This window comes from Enterobacter cloacae complex sp. 2021EL-01169 (assembly GCF_020733125.1).
Lineage (GTDB): Bacteria > Pseudomonadota > Gammaproteobacteria > Enterobacterales > Enterobacteriaceae > Enterobacter > Enterobacter roggenkampii.
This window is the reverse complement of record NZ_JAJFTC010000002.1, coordinates 232,126-249,619: the sequence shown is the minus strand read 5'-3', so window position 1 is coordinate 249,619 and position 17,494 is coordinate 232,126. Positions and strand designations below refer to the sequence as shown.

13 protein-coding genes and 1 pseudogene are annotated in these 17,494 nt (G+C 56.3%); 11 read left to right on the top strand and 3 right to left on the bottom strand.

Going from position 1 to position 17,494, the window contains the following annotated elements:
• The first annotated feature begins 27 nt into the window (after positions 1-27).
• The 4 genes from LLF79_RS07630 to LLF79_RS07615 all read left to right on the top strand — a co-directional run bounded on the left by LLF79_RS07630 (position 28) and on the right by LLF79_RS07615 (position 3,264).
• Entirely contained in the window at positions 28-1,257 is a 1,230-nt protein-coding gene (locus LLF79_RS07630) for a winged helix-turn-helix domain-containing protein (protein ID WP_227879339.1), read from the top strand.
• Positions 1,258-1,302: 45 nt separating this feature from the next.
• Positions 1,303-1,485 carry a protein YcaR gene (ycaR, locus tag LLF79_RS07625; RefSeq protein ID WP_006174474.1) on the top strand — a complete coding sequence of 61 codons (183 nt, stop codon included), beginning with the start codon at positions 1,303-1,305 and terminating at the stop codon, positions 1,483-1,485.
• Positions 1,482-2,228: a 3-deoxy-manno-octulosonate cytidylyltransferase gene (kdsB, locus tag LLF79_RS07620; RefSeq protein WP_227879338.1), complete on the top strand. Its 747-nt coding sequence runs from the start codon at positions 1,482-1,484 to the stop codon at positions 2,226-2,228. Before ycaR ends, kdsB begins: the two co-directional genes overlap by 4 nt.
• 142 nt (positions 2,229-2,370) lie before the next feature.
• Positions 2,371-3,264, top strand: a complete 894-nt coding sequence (locus tag LLF79_RS07615) for a YcbJ family phosphotransferase (RefSeq protein ID WP_008499958.1) — start codon at positions 2,371-2,373, stop codon at positions 3,262-3,264.
• Here the strand turns inward: LLF79_RS07615 and elyC are convergent.
• The gene (gene elyC, locus LLF79_RS07610; RefSeq protein ID WP_047745087.1) at positions 3,241-4,020 is read right to left on the bottom strand and encodes an envelope biogenesis factor ElyC; all 780 of its coding nucleotides are present in this window, start codon (positions 4,018-4,020) and stop codon (positions 3,241-3,243) included. The two genes, LLF79_RS07615 and elyC, sit on opposite strands and share 24 nt — an antisense overlap.
• 124 nt (positions 4,021-4,144) lie before the next feature.
• Between elyC and cmoM the strand changes: the two genes are divergently transcribed.
• From cmoM to LLF79_RS07575, 7 genes are all read left to right on the top strand, one after another.
• The gene (cmoM, locus tag LLF79_RS07605) at positions 4,145-4,924 is read left to right on the top strand and encodes a tRNA uridine 5-oxyacetic acid(34) methyltransferase CmoM (RefSeq protein WP_008499956.1); all 780 of its coding nucleotides are present in this window, start codon (positions 4,145-4,147) and stop codon (positions 4,922-4,924) included.
• 3 nt (positions 4,925-4,927) lie between these two features.
• A complete protein-coding gene (gene mukF, locus LLF79_RS07600) occupies positions 4,928-6,250 on the top strand; it encodes a chromosome partition protein MukF (RefSeq protein ID WP_008499955.1) in 1,323 nt (440 codons plus the stop codon).
• A complete protein-coding gene (gene mukE, locus LLF79_RS07595; protein WP_008499954.1) occupies positions 6,231-6,935 on the top strand; it encodes a chromosome partition protein MukE in 705 nt (234 codons plus the stop codon). The genes mukF and mukE overlap by 20 nt, the downstream gene beginning before the upstream one ends.
• Positions 6,935-11,386 (top strand): chromosome partition protein MukB, encoded by a 4,452-nt coding sequence (mukB, locus tag LLF79_RS07590; protein ID WP_227879337.1) that lies wholly within the window; start codon positions 6,935-6,937, stop codon positions 11,384-11,386. Before mukE ends, mukB begins: the two co-directional genes overlap by 1 nt.
• Before the next feature lie 178 nt (positions 11,387-11,564).
• Positions 11,565-13,388 carry a L,D-transpeptidase gene (ldtD, locus tag LLF79_RS07585; protein WP_046091825.1) on the top strand — a complete coding sequence of 608 codons (1,824 nt, stop codon included), beginning with the start codon at positions 11,565-11,567 and terminating at the stop codon, positions 13,386-13,388.
• Positions 13,389-13,562: 174 nt separating this feature from the next.
• A complete protein-coding gene (locus LLF79_RS07580; protein WP_008499951.1) occupies positions 13,563-14,114 on the top strand; it encodes a YcbK family protein in 552 nt (183 codons plus the stop codon).
• A 20-nt stretch (positions 14,115-14,134) separates the two neighbouring features.
• On the top strand, positions 14,135-14,782 hold the full coding sequence (locus LLF79_RS07575; RefSeq protein ID WP_008499950.1) for an MBL fold metallo-hydrolase: 648 nt from the start codon (positions 14,135-14,137) through the stop codon (positions 14,780-14,782).
• A gap of 48 nt (positions 14,783-14,830) precedes the next feature.
• On the opposite strand, the gene aspC is transcribed toward LLF79_RS07575, so the two are convergent.
• Together aspC and ompF are read right to left on the bottom strand one after the other, a co-directional pair.
• On the bottom strand, positions 14,831-16,021 hold the full coding sequence (aspC, locus tag LLF79_RS07570; protein WP_008499949.1) for an aspartate transaminase: 1,191 nt from the start codon (positions 16,019-16,021) through the stop codon (positions 14,831-14,833).
• A 184-nt stretch (positions 16,022-16,205) separates the two neighbouring features.
• Positions 16,206-17,264, bottom strand: a pseudogene (ompF, locus tag LLF79_RS07565) (porin OmpF).
• Positions 17,265-17,494: the final 230 nt, after the last annotated feature.

The following is a 17,494-nucleotide window of genomic DNA, read 5'->3' as shown; positions in this document are numbered from 1 at the left end:
GTGGCGCTTTGACTGACAGGAAAACGCATGTCTTTACCGCAACTCTCGCTCTCAGCCGCACGTAATCTCCACCTTGCCGCGCAGGGGCTGCTCAAAAAGCCCCGCCGTCGCTCGCAGCCTGCCGATATTCTCTCTACCGTACAGCGCATGTCGCTACTCCAGATCGACACCATTAATATTGTGGCCCGCAGCCCTTACCTGGTGTTGTTTAGCCGCCTGGGGAGTTATCCTTCCCAGTGGCTGGATGAGGCGCTCAGCAAGGGGGAGTTGATGGAGTATTGGGCGCACGAAGCCTGCTTTCTGCCCCGCAGCGATTTTGCCCTGGTTCGCCACCGTATGCTTGCCCCTGAAAAGATGGGCTGGAAATACCGACAGGCGTGGATGCAGGAACATGCGGCTGAAATAGAGCAGCTCATCGCGCATATTCAGGAAAACGGCCCTGTACGCTCCGCCGATTTTGAACACCCGCGCAAAGGTACAAGCGGCTGGTGGGAGTGGAAGCCGCACAAGCGTCATCTCGAAGGCCTGTTTACCTCAGGCAAAGTCATGGTGATTGAGCGGCGTAATTTTCAGCGTGTCTACGACCTCACGCATCGCGTGATGCCCCACTGGGACGACGAGCGCGACCTGCTTACCCAGGAGGCGGCCGAGGCCATTATGTTAGAAAACAGCGCCCGTAGTCTGGGGATTTTTCGCTCGCAATGGCTGGCAGATTATTATCGCCTGCGCCAGCCCGCGCTGAAACCGCTGCTGGACATGTGGCAACGCGAACAGCGCGTCATTCCCGTTACCGTGGAAACGCTGGGCGAAATGTGGCTACATGCGGATCTCCTCCCGCTATTGCCTCAGGCCCTGGAGGGGAAACTGCTGGCGACCCACAGCGCGGTATTGTCGCCGTTCGACCCGGTCGTCTGGGACAGAAAACGCGCCGAGCAGCTCTTTGATTTCAGCTACCGGCTGGAATGTTATACCCCGGCCCCAAAGCGCCAGTATGGCTACTTTGTTTTACCGCTCCTGCATAAGGGGCAGCTGGTCGGGCGCATGGATGCCAAAATGCACCGCAAGACCGGCACGCTTGAAATCATTGCGCTTTATTTGCAAGAGGGCGTCAGGGTGACGGCGAGCCTGGAAAAAGGGTTAACGTCCGCCATTAGCGAATTCGCGCGCTGGCAGGGGGCCGACGACGTGACGCTGGGCCGGGTACCTGACGGATTGTTTACATCCTGTCGAAGTGGCTGGGAAACAGGCACGCCCTGAAAAAGGAATGTGTTAAGCTTTAGCGATTACCCATACGGAGGAACTATGGATCACCGTTTACTTGAAATTATTGCCTGCCCGGTATGCAACGGCAAACTCTACTACAGCCAGGACAAACAAGAGCTCATTTGCAAGCTGGACAGCCTGGCTTTCCCGCTGCGCGACGGTATTCCTGTATTGCTGGAAAACGAAGCCCGTTCCCTGGTGGCAGAAGAGAGCAAACCATGAGTTTTGTAGTCATTATTCCTGCGCGTTACGCTTCAACCCGTCTGCCGGGTAAACCGCTGGTGGATATCCATGGCAAGCCGATGATCGTGCATGTCCTTGAACGTGCGCGTGAATCCGGTGCTGACCGCGTGATTGTTGCCACCGATCATCCGGATGTCGCTCGTGCGGTTGAGGCGGCAGGCGGTGAGGTATGCATGACCCGCGCCGATCACCAGTCCGGCACCGAGCGTCTGGCGGAAGTGGTTGAGAAATGCGGTTTCAGTGATGATACGGTTATCGTAAACGTGCAGGGTGACGAGCCGATGATCCCCGCGGTGATTATCCGTCAGGTGGCCGAAAACCTGGCGCAGCGTCAGGTCGGAATGGCCACGCTGGCGGTACCCATTCATCATGCAGAAGAAGCTTTCAACCCGAATGCGGTGAAGGTCGTCATGGATGCGGAAGGCTATGCGCTCTATTTCTCCCGTGCCACGATCCCGTGGGATCGCGATCGCTTTGCGCTTTCTAAAGAGACCATCGGTGATACCTTCCTGCGTCATATTGGGATCTACGGCTATCGCGCCGGCTTTATTCGCCGTTATGTGGCCTGGGCCCCGAGTCCGCTGGAGCATATCGAAATGCTGGAGCAACTCCGCGTGCTCTGGTACGGCGAGAAAATTCACGTTGCCGTTGCTGAGGAAGTCCCCGGCACGGGCGTAGACACCCCTGAAGATCTTGAGCGCGTTCGCGCTGAATTGCGTTAATCTTACCGGCATCTCTCCGTTGGGAGAGATGCACTCTCCGGTTTATTTTTCACTTTCTTTTTCCTGATTGATCTCTTCCGGGTGACATCTTCATTAAGGACGCTCATTATAAAAGCAGTAGTCTTAATGGGGGTAATCTCATATGGAACAGCTGCGTGCCGAACTTAGCCATCTGCTGGGTGAAAAGTTAAGCCGGGTCGAATGCGTGAGTGAAAAAGCCGATACCGCGCTCTGGTCGTTGTACGACAGTGAGGGTAACCCAATGCCGCTGATGGCACGAAGTTTCACGTCACCCGGCGTTGCCAGGCAGCTTGCATGGAAAATGTCGATGCTGGCGCGGGAGGGAACCGTGCGTATGCCGACGGTGTACGGCGTGATGACCCATGAGGAACACCCCGGCCCGGACGTACTGCTGATTGAACGTTTACGTGGTGTACCCGTTGAAGCGCCCGCGCGAACGCCGGAACGCTGGGAACAGCTAAAAGACCAGATTGTCGAGGCGCTGCTGGCGTGGCACCGTCAGGATAGCCGCGGACTTGTTGGGCCGGTCGACAGCACTCAGGAAAATCTCTGGCCGCTGTGGTATCGCCAGCGGGTTGAAGTGCTGTGGGGAACGCTTAACCAGTTCAACAATACCGGTTTAACCATGCAGGACAAACGTATTCTCTTTCGCACCCGGGAGTGTTTACCGGCGCTGTTCGAAGGTTTTAACGATAACTGCGTGCTGATCCACGGTAACTTCACCCTGCGGAGTATGCTGAAAGACCCCCGCAGCGATCAGCTCCTGGCGATGGTGGGGCCGGGGATCATGCTCTGGGCTCCGCGCGAATATGAGCTGTTCAGGCTCAGCGACAGCGGGGCGGCGGAAGGTTTACTGTGGCATTACCTTCAACGCGCCCCCGTTGCGGAAGCGTTTCTCTGGCGGCGCTGGCTCTACCTGCTCTGGGACGAAGTTGCGCAGCTGGTTAACACCGGACGCTTTAATCGCGCAAACTTCGATCTGGCGACTAAATCACTCTTGCCCTGGCTCGCCTGAGGAACCTTTCAGCCACTGCCAGAGGCGTCCGAGCGTCTCATAACCGACGCGATCGCTATGCATCAGCCACATAGGGGACGGGATTACCCGCTCCCACGGATTAAGCGGCGCGTCGATGGCCATCTGGTTCGCCGGTGCGGGAAGCGGGTGCAGGCCCTGTTTTTCAAAGAAAATCATCGCGCGCGGCAGGTGCGAGGCGGAGGTCACCAGTAAGAACGGGGCTTCACCAATCGCCTGCTTCACTGCGGCAGCTTCTTCTTCAGTATCTTTTGGGCTGTCCAACGTGATGATTGAGGAGCGCGGTACGCCGAGTGATTCCGCGACCCGGGCACCCGCTTCCGCCGTACTCACCGGGTTCGTTTTGGCCGCCGCGCCGGTGAAGATCATTTTTGATCCCGGATTCGCCAGCCAGAGGCGAATGCCTTCGTTTAGCCGCGGCAGGCTGTTGTTGATCAGGTTTGAGCTGGGGGCCCAGTCAGGATCCCAGGTATATCCGCCGCCCAGCACCACGATGTACGCCGCTTTCTGATTTCCCTGCCATGTCGGGTACCTGTTTTCGATGGGGCGTAACAGACCATCAGCCACCGGCTGCAGGCTCAGCAGCAGCAGGACCAACCAGCCGAACGTGATCAGCGTTTTGCCACTCTTCTGAAAGCGACTGAACCACACCAGCGCCAGCCCCAGCGCGATGATGATGAGCAGCAGCGGAAGGGGAAGCATCATCCCTCCAATGTATTTCTTAAGGGTAAAAAGCATCCTTTTTGGTTCCTTTTTTGACCATATAGCAGGTGATTGACGGTGATATTACACCAGAGAGGTTCATTCTCCGCGCGGGTGTGACAAAATAGCGGTTTTGCAGTTAGCGAGTGGAACTCTCCCAATGCGGGATCGCAATTTTGATGACATCGCGGAAAAGTTTTCGCGCAACATTTATGGCACCACGAAAGGGCAGCTCCGTCAGACGATCCTCTGGCAGGATCTGGACACCATTCTGGCTACCTTTGGTGGTCAAACGTTGCGCGTGCTGGATGCCGGGGGCGGAGAAGGGCAGACGGCCATAAAAATGGCGGAACGCGGTCATCACGTCACGCTTTGCGATCTTTCTGCTGAAATGGTCGCCCGCGCGACGCGTGCGGCAGAAGAGAAAGGTGTGAGCGACAACATGCATTTTATACAATGCGCCGCTCAGGACATCGCACAGCATTTGGAAACCCAGGTTGATCTGATATTGTTTCATGCGGTGCTGGAGTGGGTTGCCGATCCGCTAAGCGTGTTACAAACCCTGTGGTCGATGTTGCGCCCGGGCGGCACGCTGTCGCTGATGTTCTACAATGCTAACGGCTTCCTGATGCACAACATGGTTGCGGGAAACTTCGACTATGTTCAGGTCGGGATGCCCAAAAAGAAAAAACGCACGCTTTCCCCGGACTATCCGCGCGATCCACAGCAGGTCTATGGCTGGCTGGAAGCGATTGGCTGGCAGATTGTCGGGAAGACGGGCGTCAGGGTGTTTCATGATTATCTGCGTGAAAAACACAAACAGCGTGACTGTTTTGACACCTTAACAGAATTGGAAACGCGGTATTGCCGCCAGGAGCCTTTTGTCAGCCTTGGCCGCTATATTCACGTCACCGCGCACAAGCCGCAGATGCAAGGATAACCTATGAGTGAATTTTCCCAGACAGTCCCCGAACTGGTTGCCTGGGCCAGGAAAAACGATTTCTCCATCTCGCTGCCGGTAGACAGACTCTCTTTCCTGCTGGCGGTTGCCACGCTGAACGGCGAGCGGCTGGATGGGGAAATGAGCGAGGGTGAACTGGTGGACGCGTTCCGCCATGTCAGTGATGCGTTTGAGCAAACCAGCGAAACCATTAGCGTGCGTGCCAACAACGCAATTAACGATATGGTGCGTCAACGTCTGCTGAACCGCTTTACCAGCGAGCAGGCGGAAGGAAACGCCATCTATCGCCTGACGCCACTGGGCATCGGCATCACCGATTACTACATTCGCCAGCGCGAATTTTCCACGCTGCGTCTGTCCATGCAGCTGTCGATAGTGGCCGGTGAGCTTAAGCGCGCCGCCGATGCGGCAGATGAAGACGGTGACGAATTCCACTGGCACCGAAACGTCTATGCACCGCTGAAATACTCGGTGGCGGAAATCTTCGACAGTATCGATCTGACCCAGCGTCTGATGGACGAACAGCAGCAGCAGGTGAAAGACGATATCGCACAGCTGCTGAATAAAGACTGGCGTGCAGCCATCTCCAGCTGTGAACTTCTGCTGTCAGAAACCTCCGGTACGCTGCGTGAGCTGCAGGATACGCTGGAAGCCGCAGGGGATAAGCTGCAGGCGAACCTGCTGCGCATCCAGGACGCGACGCTGGCACACGACGATCTGCACTTTATCGACCGTCTGGTGTTCGACCTGCAGAGTAAACTGGACCGCATCATCAGCTGGGGCCAGCAGTCGATCGACCTGTGGATCGGCTACGACCGACACGTGCATAAATTTATTCGTACCGCGATCGATATGGATAAAAACCGCGTCTTTGCCCAGCGTCTGCGCCAGTCGGTGCAGACCTATTTCGATGCGCCGTGGGCGCTGACCTACGCCAATGCCGATCGTCTGCTGGATATGCGCGACGAAGAGATGGCATTGCGTGATGAAGAGGTAACCGGTGAACTGCCGCCGGATCTGGAATACGAAGAATTTAACGAAATTCGCGAGCAGCTTGCGGCGATGATCGAAGAACAGCTTGCTGTCTACAAAACCAGACAAGCTCCGCTGGATCTGGGGCTCGTGGTGCGCGACTATCTGGCGCAATATCCTCGCGCGCGCCACTTCGACGTTGCCCGCATTGTGGTAGACCAGGCTGTTCGCCTGGGTATCGCGCAAGCCGATTTCACCGGACTGCCGCCGAAGTGGCAGCCAATTAACGATTACGGAGCCAAGGTACAGGCGCATGTCATTGACAAATATTGAACAAGTGATGCCGGTTAAGCTGGCACAGGCGCTGGCGAATCCGTTATTTCCGGCGCTGGACAGCCAGCTGCGTGCCGGTCGTCACATTGGCTTAGACGAGCTGGATAATCACGCCTTTTTGATGGACTTCCAGGAGTACCTGGAAGAGTTTTACGCCCGCTACAACGTGGAGCTTATCCGCGCGCCGGAAGGGTTTTTCTACCTGCGCCCGCGCTCCACGACGCTGATTCCGCGTTCCGTGCTCTCCGAGCTGGATATGATGGTCGGCAAAATTCTCTGCTACCTCTACCTCAGCCCGGAACGTCTGGCGAATGAAGGGATCTTCACCCAGCAGGAACTTTACGACGAGCTGTTGACGCTGGCAGATGAGAGCAAGCTGCTCAAGCTGGTGAACAACCGCTCCACGGGGTCGGATCTCGATCGTCAGAAATTACAGGAAAAAGTCCGCTCTTCCCTGAACCGTCTGCGTCGTCTGGGAATGGTCTGGTTTATGGGGCACGACAGCAGCAAATTCCGCATTACGGAATCTGTCTTCCGCTTCGGCGCCGACGTGCGTGCGGGCGATGACGCGCGTGAAGCGCAGCTTCGCATGATCCGCGACGGTGAAGCGATGCCGGTGGAAAACCATTTGCAGCTCAATGACGAGCATGAAGAGAATCTGCCGGATAGCGGGGAGGAAGAGTAATGATTGAACGCGGTAAATTTCGCTCACTGACGCTGATTAACTGGAACGGCTTCTTTGCCCGAACGTTCGATCTGGATGAGCTGGTCACGACGCTCTCCGGCGGTAACGGGGCGGGTAAATCCACCACCATGGCGGCCTTTGTCACGGCGCTGATCCCTGACCTGACGCTGCTTCACTTCCGTAACACCACCGAAGCGGGGGCCACAAGCGGTTCCCGTGATAAAGGTCTGCACGGGAAGCTGAAGGCCGGCGTCTGTTATTCGGTTCTGGACGTCATTAACTCCCGCCATCAGCGCGTGGTGGTGGGCGTGCGCCTGCAGCAGGTTGCCGGTCGCGACCGTAAAGTCGACATTAAACCGTTCGCCATCCAGGGGCTGCCAACGTCTGTGCAGCCGACGGCGCTGCTGACGGAAACCCTGAACGAGCGCCAGGCGCGCGTGCTGACGCTGCAGGAGCTGAAAGATAAGCTCGAAGCGATAGAAGGCGTGCAGTTCAAACAGTTCAACTCGATTACAGACTACCACTCGCTGATGTTCGATCTCGGCGTGGTGGCGCGTCGTCTGCGCACCGCATCAGACCGTAGCAAATACTACCGCCTGATCGAAGCGTCCCTGTACGGCGGTATCTCCAGCGCCATTACCCGCTCCCTGCGCGACTATCTGCTGCCGGAAAACAGCGGGGTGCGTAAGGCCTTCCAGGACATGGAGGCGGCGCTGCGTGAAAACCGCATGACGCTGGAAGCGATTCGCGTGACCCAGTCTGACCGCGATCTGTTTAAACACCTGATCAGCGAAGCCACTAACTACGTGGCGGCGGACTACATGCGCCACGCCAACGAGCGCCGCGTCCACCTCGATCAGGCATTAGAATACCGCCGCGAGCTGTTTACCTCCCGCAAACAGCTGGTGGCCGAGCAGTACAAGCACGTCGAAATGGCGCGCGAGCTCGGTGAGCACAACGGTGCTGAAGGTGACCTGGAAGCCGATTACCAGGCCGCCAGCGATCACCTGAACCTGGTGCAGACCGCGCTGCGTCAGCAGGAGAAAATCGAGCGCTATGAAGCGGACCTCGACGAGCTGCAAATTCGTCTTGAAGAGCAAAATGAAGTGGTGGCCGAAGCCGCCGAGATGCAGGAAGAGAACGAAGCCCGCGCCGAAGCGGCCGAGCTGGAAGTGGATGAGCTGAAAAGCCAGCTTGCCGATTATCAGCAGGCGCTGGACGTGCAGCAGACGCGCGCGATCCAGTACACCCAGGCACTGCAGGCCTTACAGCGCGCGAAAGAGCTGTGCCATCTGCCAGACCTGACGCCGGAAAGCGCCGACGAGTGGCTGGATACCTTCCAGGCCAAAGAGCAGGAAGCCACTGAGAAACTGCTGTCCCTCGAACAGAAAATGAGCGTCGCCCAAACGGCGCACAGCCAGTTTGAGCAGGCCTATCAGCTGGTTGTGGCGATTAACGGCCCGCTGGCGCGTAACGAAGCCTGGGACGTTGCCCGCGAGCTGCTGCGTGACGGCGTGAACCAGCGCCATCTGGCCGAGCAGGTTCAGCCGCTGCGTATGCGTCTGAACGAGCTGGAACAGCGCCTGCGCGAGCAGCAGGAGGCCGAGCGTCTGCTGGCCGAATTCTGCAAGCGTCAGGGCAAACATTACGATTTTGACGAGCTTGAGGCCCTGCATCAGGAACTCGAGGCGCGTATCGCTGCGCTTTCAGACACGGTTTCCAGCGCCAGCGAACAGCGTATGACCCTGCGTCAGGAGCTGGAACAGCTTCAGTCCCGTTCGCAAGCGCTTCTGCAGCGTGCCCCGGTCTGGCTGGCGGCCCAGAGCAGCCTTAACCAGCTCAGTGAGCAGTGCGGCGAGCAGTTCGAATCCAGCCAGGAATTGACCGAATACCTGCAGCAGCTGCTGGAGCGCGAGCGCGAGGCGATTGTTGAGCGTGATGAAGTGGGCGCGCGCAAGCGTGACGTCGACGAAGAAATTGAGCGCTTAAGCCAGCCGGGCGGTGCGGAAGACCCGCGCCTCAATGCCCTGGCAGAGCGTTTTGGCGGCGTACTGCTGTCTGAGATTTACGACGATGTCGGCCTGGACGATGCGCCATACTTCTCGGCACTGTATGGCCCGTCGCGTAACGCGATCGTGGTGCCGGATCTGTCGCTGATTTCTGAGCAGCTTGCCGGTCTGGAAGATTGTCCGGAAGATCTCTACCTGATCGAAGGGGATCCGCAGTCGTTCGATGACAGCGTATTCAGCGTCGACGAGCTGGAAAAAGCGGTGGTGGTGAAAATTGCCGACCGTCAGTGGCGTTATTCCCGCTTCCCGGAACTGCCGCTGTTTGGCCGCGCCGCGCGCGAAAGCCGCATCGAAAGCCTGCACGCCGAGCGTGAGACGCTGTCTGAACGTTTTGCGACGCTGTCGTTTGACGTGCAGAAAACCCAGCGTCTGCATCAGGCGTTTAGCCGCTTTATCGGCAGCCATCTGGCCGTGGCCTTCGAAGCCGACCCGGAAGCGGAAATTCGCAAACTCAATACCCGCCGCGGCGAGCTGGAACGGGCGATTGCCAGTCATGAAAGCGACAACCAGCAGAGTCGCGTCCAGTTCGAGCAGGCGAAAGAGGGCGTCGCGGCCCTTAACCGTATTCTGCCGCGCCTGAATCTGCTGGCAGACGACACGCTGGCCGACCGCGTGGATGAGATCCAGGAGCGTCTGGATGAAGCGCAGGAAGCCGCGCGCTTCGTGCAGCAGCACGGCAATCAGCTGGCGAAGCTGGAGCCGGTTGTCTCTGTCCTGCAGAGCGACCCGGAACAGTTCGAGCAGTTAAAAGAAGATTATGCCTGGTCACAGCAGGTGCAGCGCGAAGCGCGTCAGCAGGCGTTTGCCCTGACGGAAGTGGTGCAGCGTCGCGCCCATTTCGGCTACTCCGATTCGGCGGAAATGCTGAGCGGTAACAGCGATCTGAATGAAAAGCTGCGTCAGCGCCTTGAGCAGGCGGAAGCGGAGCGTACCCGCGCCCGCGAAGCAATGCGCAGCCACTCCGCTCAGCTGAACCAGTACAACCAGGTGCTGGCCTCGCTGAAAAGCTCCTTCGACACCAAGAAAGAGCTGTTAAACGACCTGCAGAAAGAGCTTCAGGATATCGGCGTTCGTGCCGACAGCGGGGCGGAAGAGCGCGCGCGCATTCGTCGTGACGAGCTGCATGCTCAGCTCAGCAATAACCGCGCGCGTCGCAATCAGCTGGAAAAAGCGCTGACCTTCTGCGAAGCAGAAATGGATAACCTGACCCGTCGCCTGCGCAAGCTGGAGCGCGACTACTTTGAGATGCGCGAGCAGGTCGTGACCGCCAAGGCAGGCTGGTGCGCGGTAATGCGCATGGTGAAAGACAATAACGTTGAGCGTCGTCTGCACCGTCGCGAGCTGGCGTATCTCTCTGCCGATGAGCTGCGTTCCATGTCGGATAAGGCGCTGGGTGCGCTGCGTCTGGCGGTGGCGGATAACGAACACCTGCGCGACGTGCTGCGTATGTCGGAGGATCCGAAACGCCCTGAACGTAAAATCCAGTTCTTTGTGGCGGTTTACCAGCACCTGCGCGAGCGTATTCGTCAGGACATTATCCGTACCGACGATCCGGTTGAAGCCATTGAGCAGATGGAAATCGAGCTGGGGCGCCTGACGGAAGAGCTGACCTCTCGCGAGCAGAAGCTGGCGATCAGCTCCCGCAGCGTGGCGAATATCATCCGCAAAACCATTCAGCGCGAGCAGAACCGTATCCGCCAGCTGAACCAGGGTCTGCAGAACGTGTCGTTTGGCCAGGTGAACAGCGTGCGCCTCAACGTCAACGTGCGTGAAGCCCACGCGACGCTGCTGGAAGTGCTGTCTGAGCAGCACGAGCAGCACCAGGATCTGTTCAACAGCAACCGTCTGACCTTCTCCGAAGCGCTGGCGAAGCTGTATCAGCGCCTGAATCCGCAGATTGATATGGGACAGCGTACGCCGCAAACCATCGGGGAAGAGCTGCTGGATTACCGTAACTACCTAGAAATGGAGGTAGAGGTAAACCGTGGCTCCGACGGCTGGCTGCGCGCGGAATCCGGGGCGCTCTCTACCGGTGAAGCGATCGGTACCGGGATGTCGATTCTAGTGATGGTGGTACAGAGCTGGGAAGACGAAGCGCGCCGCCTGCGCGGCAAAGACATCTCCCCATGCCGACTGCTGTTCCTGGATGAGGCGGCGCGTCTTGATGCGCGCTCCATTGCCACGCTGTTTGAGCTTTGCGAACGTCTCGATATGCAGCTCATCATTGCCGCACCGGAGAACATCAGCCCTGAAAAAGGGACAACCTACAAGCTGGTGCGTAAAGTGTTCCAGAACAGCGAACACGTCCACGTTGTGGGGCTGCGTGGCTTTGCACCGCAGCCGCCGGAGTCACTGCCGGAAACCACGGCGGACGCTTCCTGAAGTGTCTTCTGACCCGAAGCGGCGCTCTGGCGCCGCTTTTTTTTTAAACTTAACTTGTGCTTAGGGCTGCGTTATCTTTAAACTTCTTTACATAAGGTAAGGCAACAGCTTAGCCGTCTACCTATAATGAAAGAAAGCCCCAACGTGATGGGCATGTCGTGAAAACAGGGGGCAAGGGATGTTGCTTAAGAAAGAATGTGGTCGTCAGCTGTCGGCGCTAAGTTTATGTCTGGCAGTGATGTTTGCTCCACTGTTAACCGCCCAGGCCGACGAGCCTGAAATTGTGCCGACTGACAGCTCGGCAACGACAGGCACGCAGCCTACGTCGTTGTCCCAGCCGCTGGAGCAATCTCCGGCGACAGCGATCATGGCCGGTATTAAGCCGCTGCCGGAAGGCATCGACGCCGAATCGCTCAGCCAGCAGCTGCAGTCGGGGCTGCCGTCAGGCTACACACCTGTCTATCTCAATCAGCTCACGCTGCTTTATGCTGCCCGCGATATGAAACCGATGTGGGAAAACCGCGATGCCGTGCGCGCCTTCCAGCAGCAGCTGGCGGAGGTCGCAATTGCAGGGTTTCAGCCGCAGTTTACAAAGTGGGTTGAGCTGTTAACCGATCCTGCCGTAACAGGGCAGGCGAGAGATGTGGTGCTTTCCGATGCCATGATGGGTTACCTGCAGTTCGTGGCGGGTATTCCGGTCAATGGCAACCGCTGGCTGTACAGCGATAAGCCGTATAAGCTCGCGACGCCAGCGCTGTCGGTGATTAACCAGTGGCAGTTAGCCCTCGATAATGGCGAACTGCCGCGCTTTATTGCCAGCCTCGCACCGGCGCATCCACAATACGCCACGCTTCACCAGTCGCTCCTCGCGCTGGTGGGCGACTCGCGCCCATGGCCGCAGATGCGCGGCGCCGCGACGCTGCGTCCGGGGCAGTGGAGCAGCGATGTGCCTGCTCTGCGCGAGATCCTGACGCGCTCGGGTCTTCTTGAAGGCGGGCCACATATCGCCCTGCCAGGCGACGATCCGCAAAACGCGGCGGTCAGCCCGTCAGCGCCCGTGAAAGAGAAAAAAGCGATTGCCGTCAGCAATAAACCCGCAGCATACGATCGCGAGCTGGTTGCGGCAGTGAAGCAATTCCAGGCCGCTCAGGGACTGGGAGCCGATGGCGTCATTGGCCAGACGACGCGAGACTGGCTGAACGTATCGCCTGCGCAGCGGGCAGGGGTGCTGGCGCTCAATATCCAGCGTTTGCGCCTGCTGCCGGGAACCCTCTCTACCGGCATTATGGTTAACATTCCGGCGTATTCCCTGGTCTATTACCAGGACGGTAGCGAAAAACTGGCGTCGCGCGTGATTGTCGGGCGTCCGGATCGCAAAACACCGATGATGAGCAGCGCGCTCAATAATGTAGTCGTTAACCCGCCGTGGAACGTGCCGCCGACGCTGGCGCGTAAAGACATTCTGCCGAAGGTCTGGAACGATCCGGGTTATCTGGAACGTCATGGCTATACGGTGATGCGTGGATGGAACAGTAAAGAGGCTATCGATCCTTATATGGTCGACTGGTCGACAATCACGGCTTCTAATCTGCCGTTCCGTTTCCAACAGGCACCCGGGGCGCATAACTCTTTAGGGCGTTACAAATTCAATATGCCGAGTTCAGACGCTATCTATCTGCACGATACGCCGAACCACAACCTGTTCCAGAAAGATACGCGCGCGCTGAGTTCTGGCTGTGTGCGCGTGAACAAAGCCTCGGAGCTGGCCAATATGCTGCTGCAGGATGCGGGCTGGAACGATACGCGCATTTCGGATGCCCTGAAACAAGGGGATACGCGTTACGTTAATATTCGCCACAATATTCCGGTCAATCTCTACTATCTGACGGCGTTTGTGGGCGAAGACGGGCGGACTCAGTACCGTACAGATATTTACAATTATGATCTCACCGCGCGATCCGGCGCACAAATTTTGCCAAAAGCGGAACAATTAATCAGGTAAATGAAGCAGTTCGGGAAAAATGATTGTCGTAAGTTAGGGTGAATAAGGGGCAATATCGCTGCAAGCCGCGTATTCACTGGGGTTGGGCGCCTTGACGTACCCGGTTTTGCCAGTTAAGGTGCCCTTCGTGCGCTAAGCATATTACGATTTCTTTTACCTGTAGACCTGATTATCATGGACAAATTTGACGCTAATCGCCGCAAACTGCTGGCGTTAGGTGGTGTTGCGCTTGGCGCAGCGGCCATCTTGCCGACGCCAGCATTTGCCACCCTCTCGACACCTCGTCCGCGAGTTTTAACGCTCAACAATCTTCATACCGGTGAGTCGCTAAAAGCGGAGTTCTTCGATGGCAGAGGCTATATTCAGGATGAATTAGCAAGACTTAACCATTTTTTCCGTGATTTCCGCGCGAATAAAATAAAAGCCATCGATCCAGGACTGTTTGATCAGCTTTACCGCCTTCAGGGCCTGCTGGGCACCAGCAAGCCGGTGCAGCTTATTTCTGGTTATCGCTCAGTTGATACCAATAATGAACTGCGCGCCCACAGTCGCGGGGTAGCGAAAAAAAGCTATCACACGAAGGGACAGGCAATGGATTTCCATATTGAGGGCGTTTCGTTAGCCAATATTCGCAAAGCTGCGTTATCTATGCGCGCAGGTGGTGTAGGATATTACCCCAGCAGCAACTTTGTGCATATTGATACCGGTCCGGTTCGGCACTGGTAATAACGAAACACAGGAGCAGTATGAACTATCGTATTATTCCGGTTACCGCGTTCTCCCAGAATTGCTCACTCATCTGGTGCGAACAGACTAAACTGGCCGCGCTTGTCGATCCCGGCGGTGACGCTGAGAAGATCAAGCAGGAAGTCGCCGACAGCGGCGTGACGCTTATGCAGATTTTACTGACGCATGGTCACCTCGACCATGTGGGCGCAGCGGCTGAACTGGCTGAACACTACGGCGTGCCGATTGTCGGTCCGGAAAAAGAAGATGAGTTCTGGCTACAGGGGTTACCCGCCCAAAGCCGCATGTTTGGCCTGGATGAGTGTCAGCCCCTGACGCCCGATCGCTGGCTGAACGAAGGAGAGCGCGTTAGCATAGGGAATGTGACTTTACAGGTGTTGCATTGTCCTGGGCATACGCCAGGCCATATCGTCTTCTTTGATGACCAGTCCCGTCTGCTGATCTCCGGCGATGTGATTTTCAAAGGTGGCGTAGGACGCAGCGATTTTCCGCGCGGCGATCACGGACAGCTGATTCAGTCGATTAAACAGAAGTTATTGCCGCTGGGTGATGATGTGACGTTTATCCCTGGGCACGGTCCGATGTCGACGCTGGGCTATGAACGGCTCCATAATCCGTTCCTTCAGGATGAAATGCCTGTCTGGTAACCCGAATAAAAAAAGCCTGCATAATGCAGGCTTTTTTATGGGCGCAAATTACAGTACGGCGACAATCGCTTCGCACAGCGGCGCCATGTTGTCAGGCGTCATGCCTGCAACGTTCACGCGGCCAGACGCTACGGCGTACACGCCGAACTCTTCACGCAGACGCAGAACCTGCTCTTTGGTCAGACCGCTGAACGAGAACATGCCGTTCTGTTTGATGATAAAGCTGAAGTCGCGGTCCGCGCCTTTCTCCGCCAGGGTGTTCACAAACAGCAGGCGCATGCGCTGAATACGCTGACGCATATCGTTCAGCTCTTGTTCCCAGATGGCGCGCAGCGCATCGTTGCTCAGGATAGTCGCAACAACAGAGGCACCGTGTGCCGGCGGGTTAGAGTAGTTAGCGCGGATAACGGATTTCATCTGGCTGAACGCGCGATCGACGGTCTCATCGTTAGCCGCAACCAGCGTACAGGCACCTACGCGCTCATTGTACAGACCAAAGTTCTTGGAGTAGGAGCTTGCAACGATCAGCTCCTGATGCACTGCGGCGAACGCGCGCAGGCCTTCGGCATCTTCTTCCAGGCCACGGGCGAAGCCCTGGTAGGCAAAGTCAAACAGCGGCAGCCAGCCTTTTTCTACGGACAGCTTCGCCAGATGTTCCCACTGCTCAAGCGTTGGATCGATACCGGTTGGGTTGTGACAGCAGCCGTGGAACAGCACCACGTCACCCGCCTGCGCTTCGCTCAGGCTTGCCAGCAGGCCGTCAAAGTCCAGAGAGTGGTTTGCTGCGTCGTAGTAGGCGTATTCACGCACTTCCAGACCCGCAGAGTTAAATACGCTCTTGTGGTTCGGCCAGCTTGGATTGCTTACCCAGACACGCTTCACAGAGGTGTTTTTCGCAAGGAAATCCGCCGCCACGCGCAGCGCGCCGGTACCGCCCGGGGTCTGTGCCGTACGGGCACGTTTGTCACTCACAATTGCACTGCCTTTACCGAACAGCAGCTCCTGGGTGCAGCGACCAAATTCAGGGATACCATCAATACCGAGGTAGTTTTTGGTGGTTTCGTTTTCCAGCAGATACTGCTCAGCTTTCTTAACGCTGGTCAGTACCGGAGTTTTGCCGGTTTCATCTTTATATACACCAATACCCAGGTTGATTTTGCCAGGGCGGTCGTCGGCACGAAACAGATCGGCCAGGCCCAGAATCGGGTCGGCAGGAGCGGCGGTAATGTTCTCAAACATGAAGAAGTTCCATTGTGATTACAGAAGTGAAATCCGCTATCAGGTTAACGGTAGATTTACAAAATGCCAACCGTTTGCGACGAAAAGCGTGCGGCTTTTCAAAAGTCGCCATTATTTTCTGTCAGGCATAAAAAAACAGGGCCGAAGCCCTGTTCATTAAGCATATAACAAAGAGGTGTACTGATTAGAACTGGTAGACGAGACCCAGTGCTACAGTGTCATCGTTGTTGATGCCCAGTTTGTTGTCATCTTTCAGCTGGTTGATCTGGTAGTCAACATAGGTGGACATGTTTTTGTTGAAGTAGTAAGTCGCGCCAACTTCGATGTAGTTGATGAAATCTTCATCACCAATGCCTTCAACATCTTTCGCTTTAGATTTGTAGTAAGCGATGGATGGACGCAGACCGAAGTCGAATTGATACTGAGCGACAACAGAGAAGTCCTGAGATTTGTTAGCGAAACCTTTGCTGCTCAAACGCGCGGCGTTGTGCATTTCGCCGTACAGTGCTGCCAGGTAGATGTTGTTTGCGTCATACTTCAGGCCAGTTGCCCACTGCTCAGCTTTATCGCCTTTACCCCAGTCCAGTTTTTGCTGGCTGTTGGTACGGTCAGCTGCGCCGTATGCACCCACAACGCCAAAGCCTTCGAAATCATAGCTAACTGAGGTTGCCCAACCGTCACCGTTAGAACGTACTGCATCATCACGGTCATTTTTGCCCAGGTACTGAACGCCAAAGTTCAGACCGTCAACCAGGCCGAAGAAGCCGCTGTTACGGTAAGTCGCCAGACCACCATTACGGCTGGAGAAGAAGTTATCGCTCTTGCCAGTGTCGCCACCCCATTCTGGTAGCATATCGGTGATGCCGATTGCATCGTACACCAGGCCATAGTTACGACCGTAGTCGAAGGAGCCTGCATCACCGAATTTCAGACCTGCGAACGCCAGACGGGTTTTATTACCGCTCTGAGCATCGGCGCCTTCGGAGTTGTTACCCTGGAAGTTGTATTCCCACTGGCCATAACCGGTCAGCTGGTCGTTGATTTTCGTTTCGCCTTAGAAGCCCAGACGAGCGTAAGTCTGGTCGCCATCGTTGCCAGCATAGTCAGAGAAGTAATGCAGACCAACCGCTTTCCCGTAAAGATCTAGTTTATTAGAGTCTTTGTTATAGATTTCTGCAGCGTTGGCTGCACCGGCTACCAGCAGGGCAGGGATTACCACTGCCAGAATATTGCGCTTCATCATTATTTATTACCCTCATTGGTTTTTTTATGACACTCGCCACTGCCGTCAATAAATTCTGTCAATAAATATTTCCGGAACTATTGATGAGAGTTTGGTGTCTTTATGTATCTGACAGGCATCTTTCCATTCGCCGAAGCGTTTCGCTAGCCTGAAAGTGCTACAATTTTCAAGATTGAGTTACCAAAAGAAAATATATGTAACTAAATGTGTATTTTTGGGAACTTTGTGAA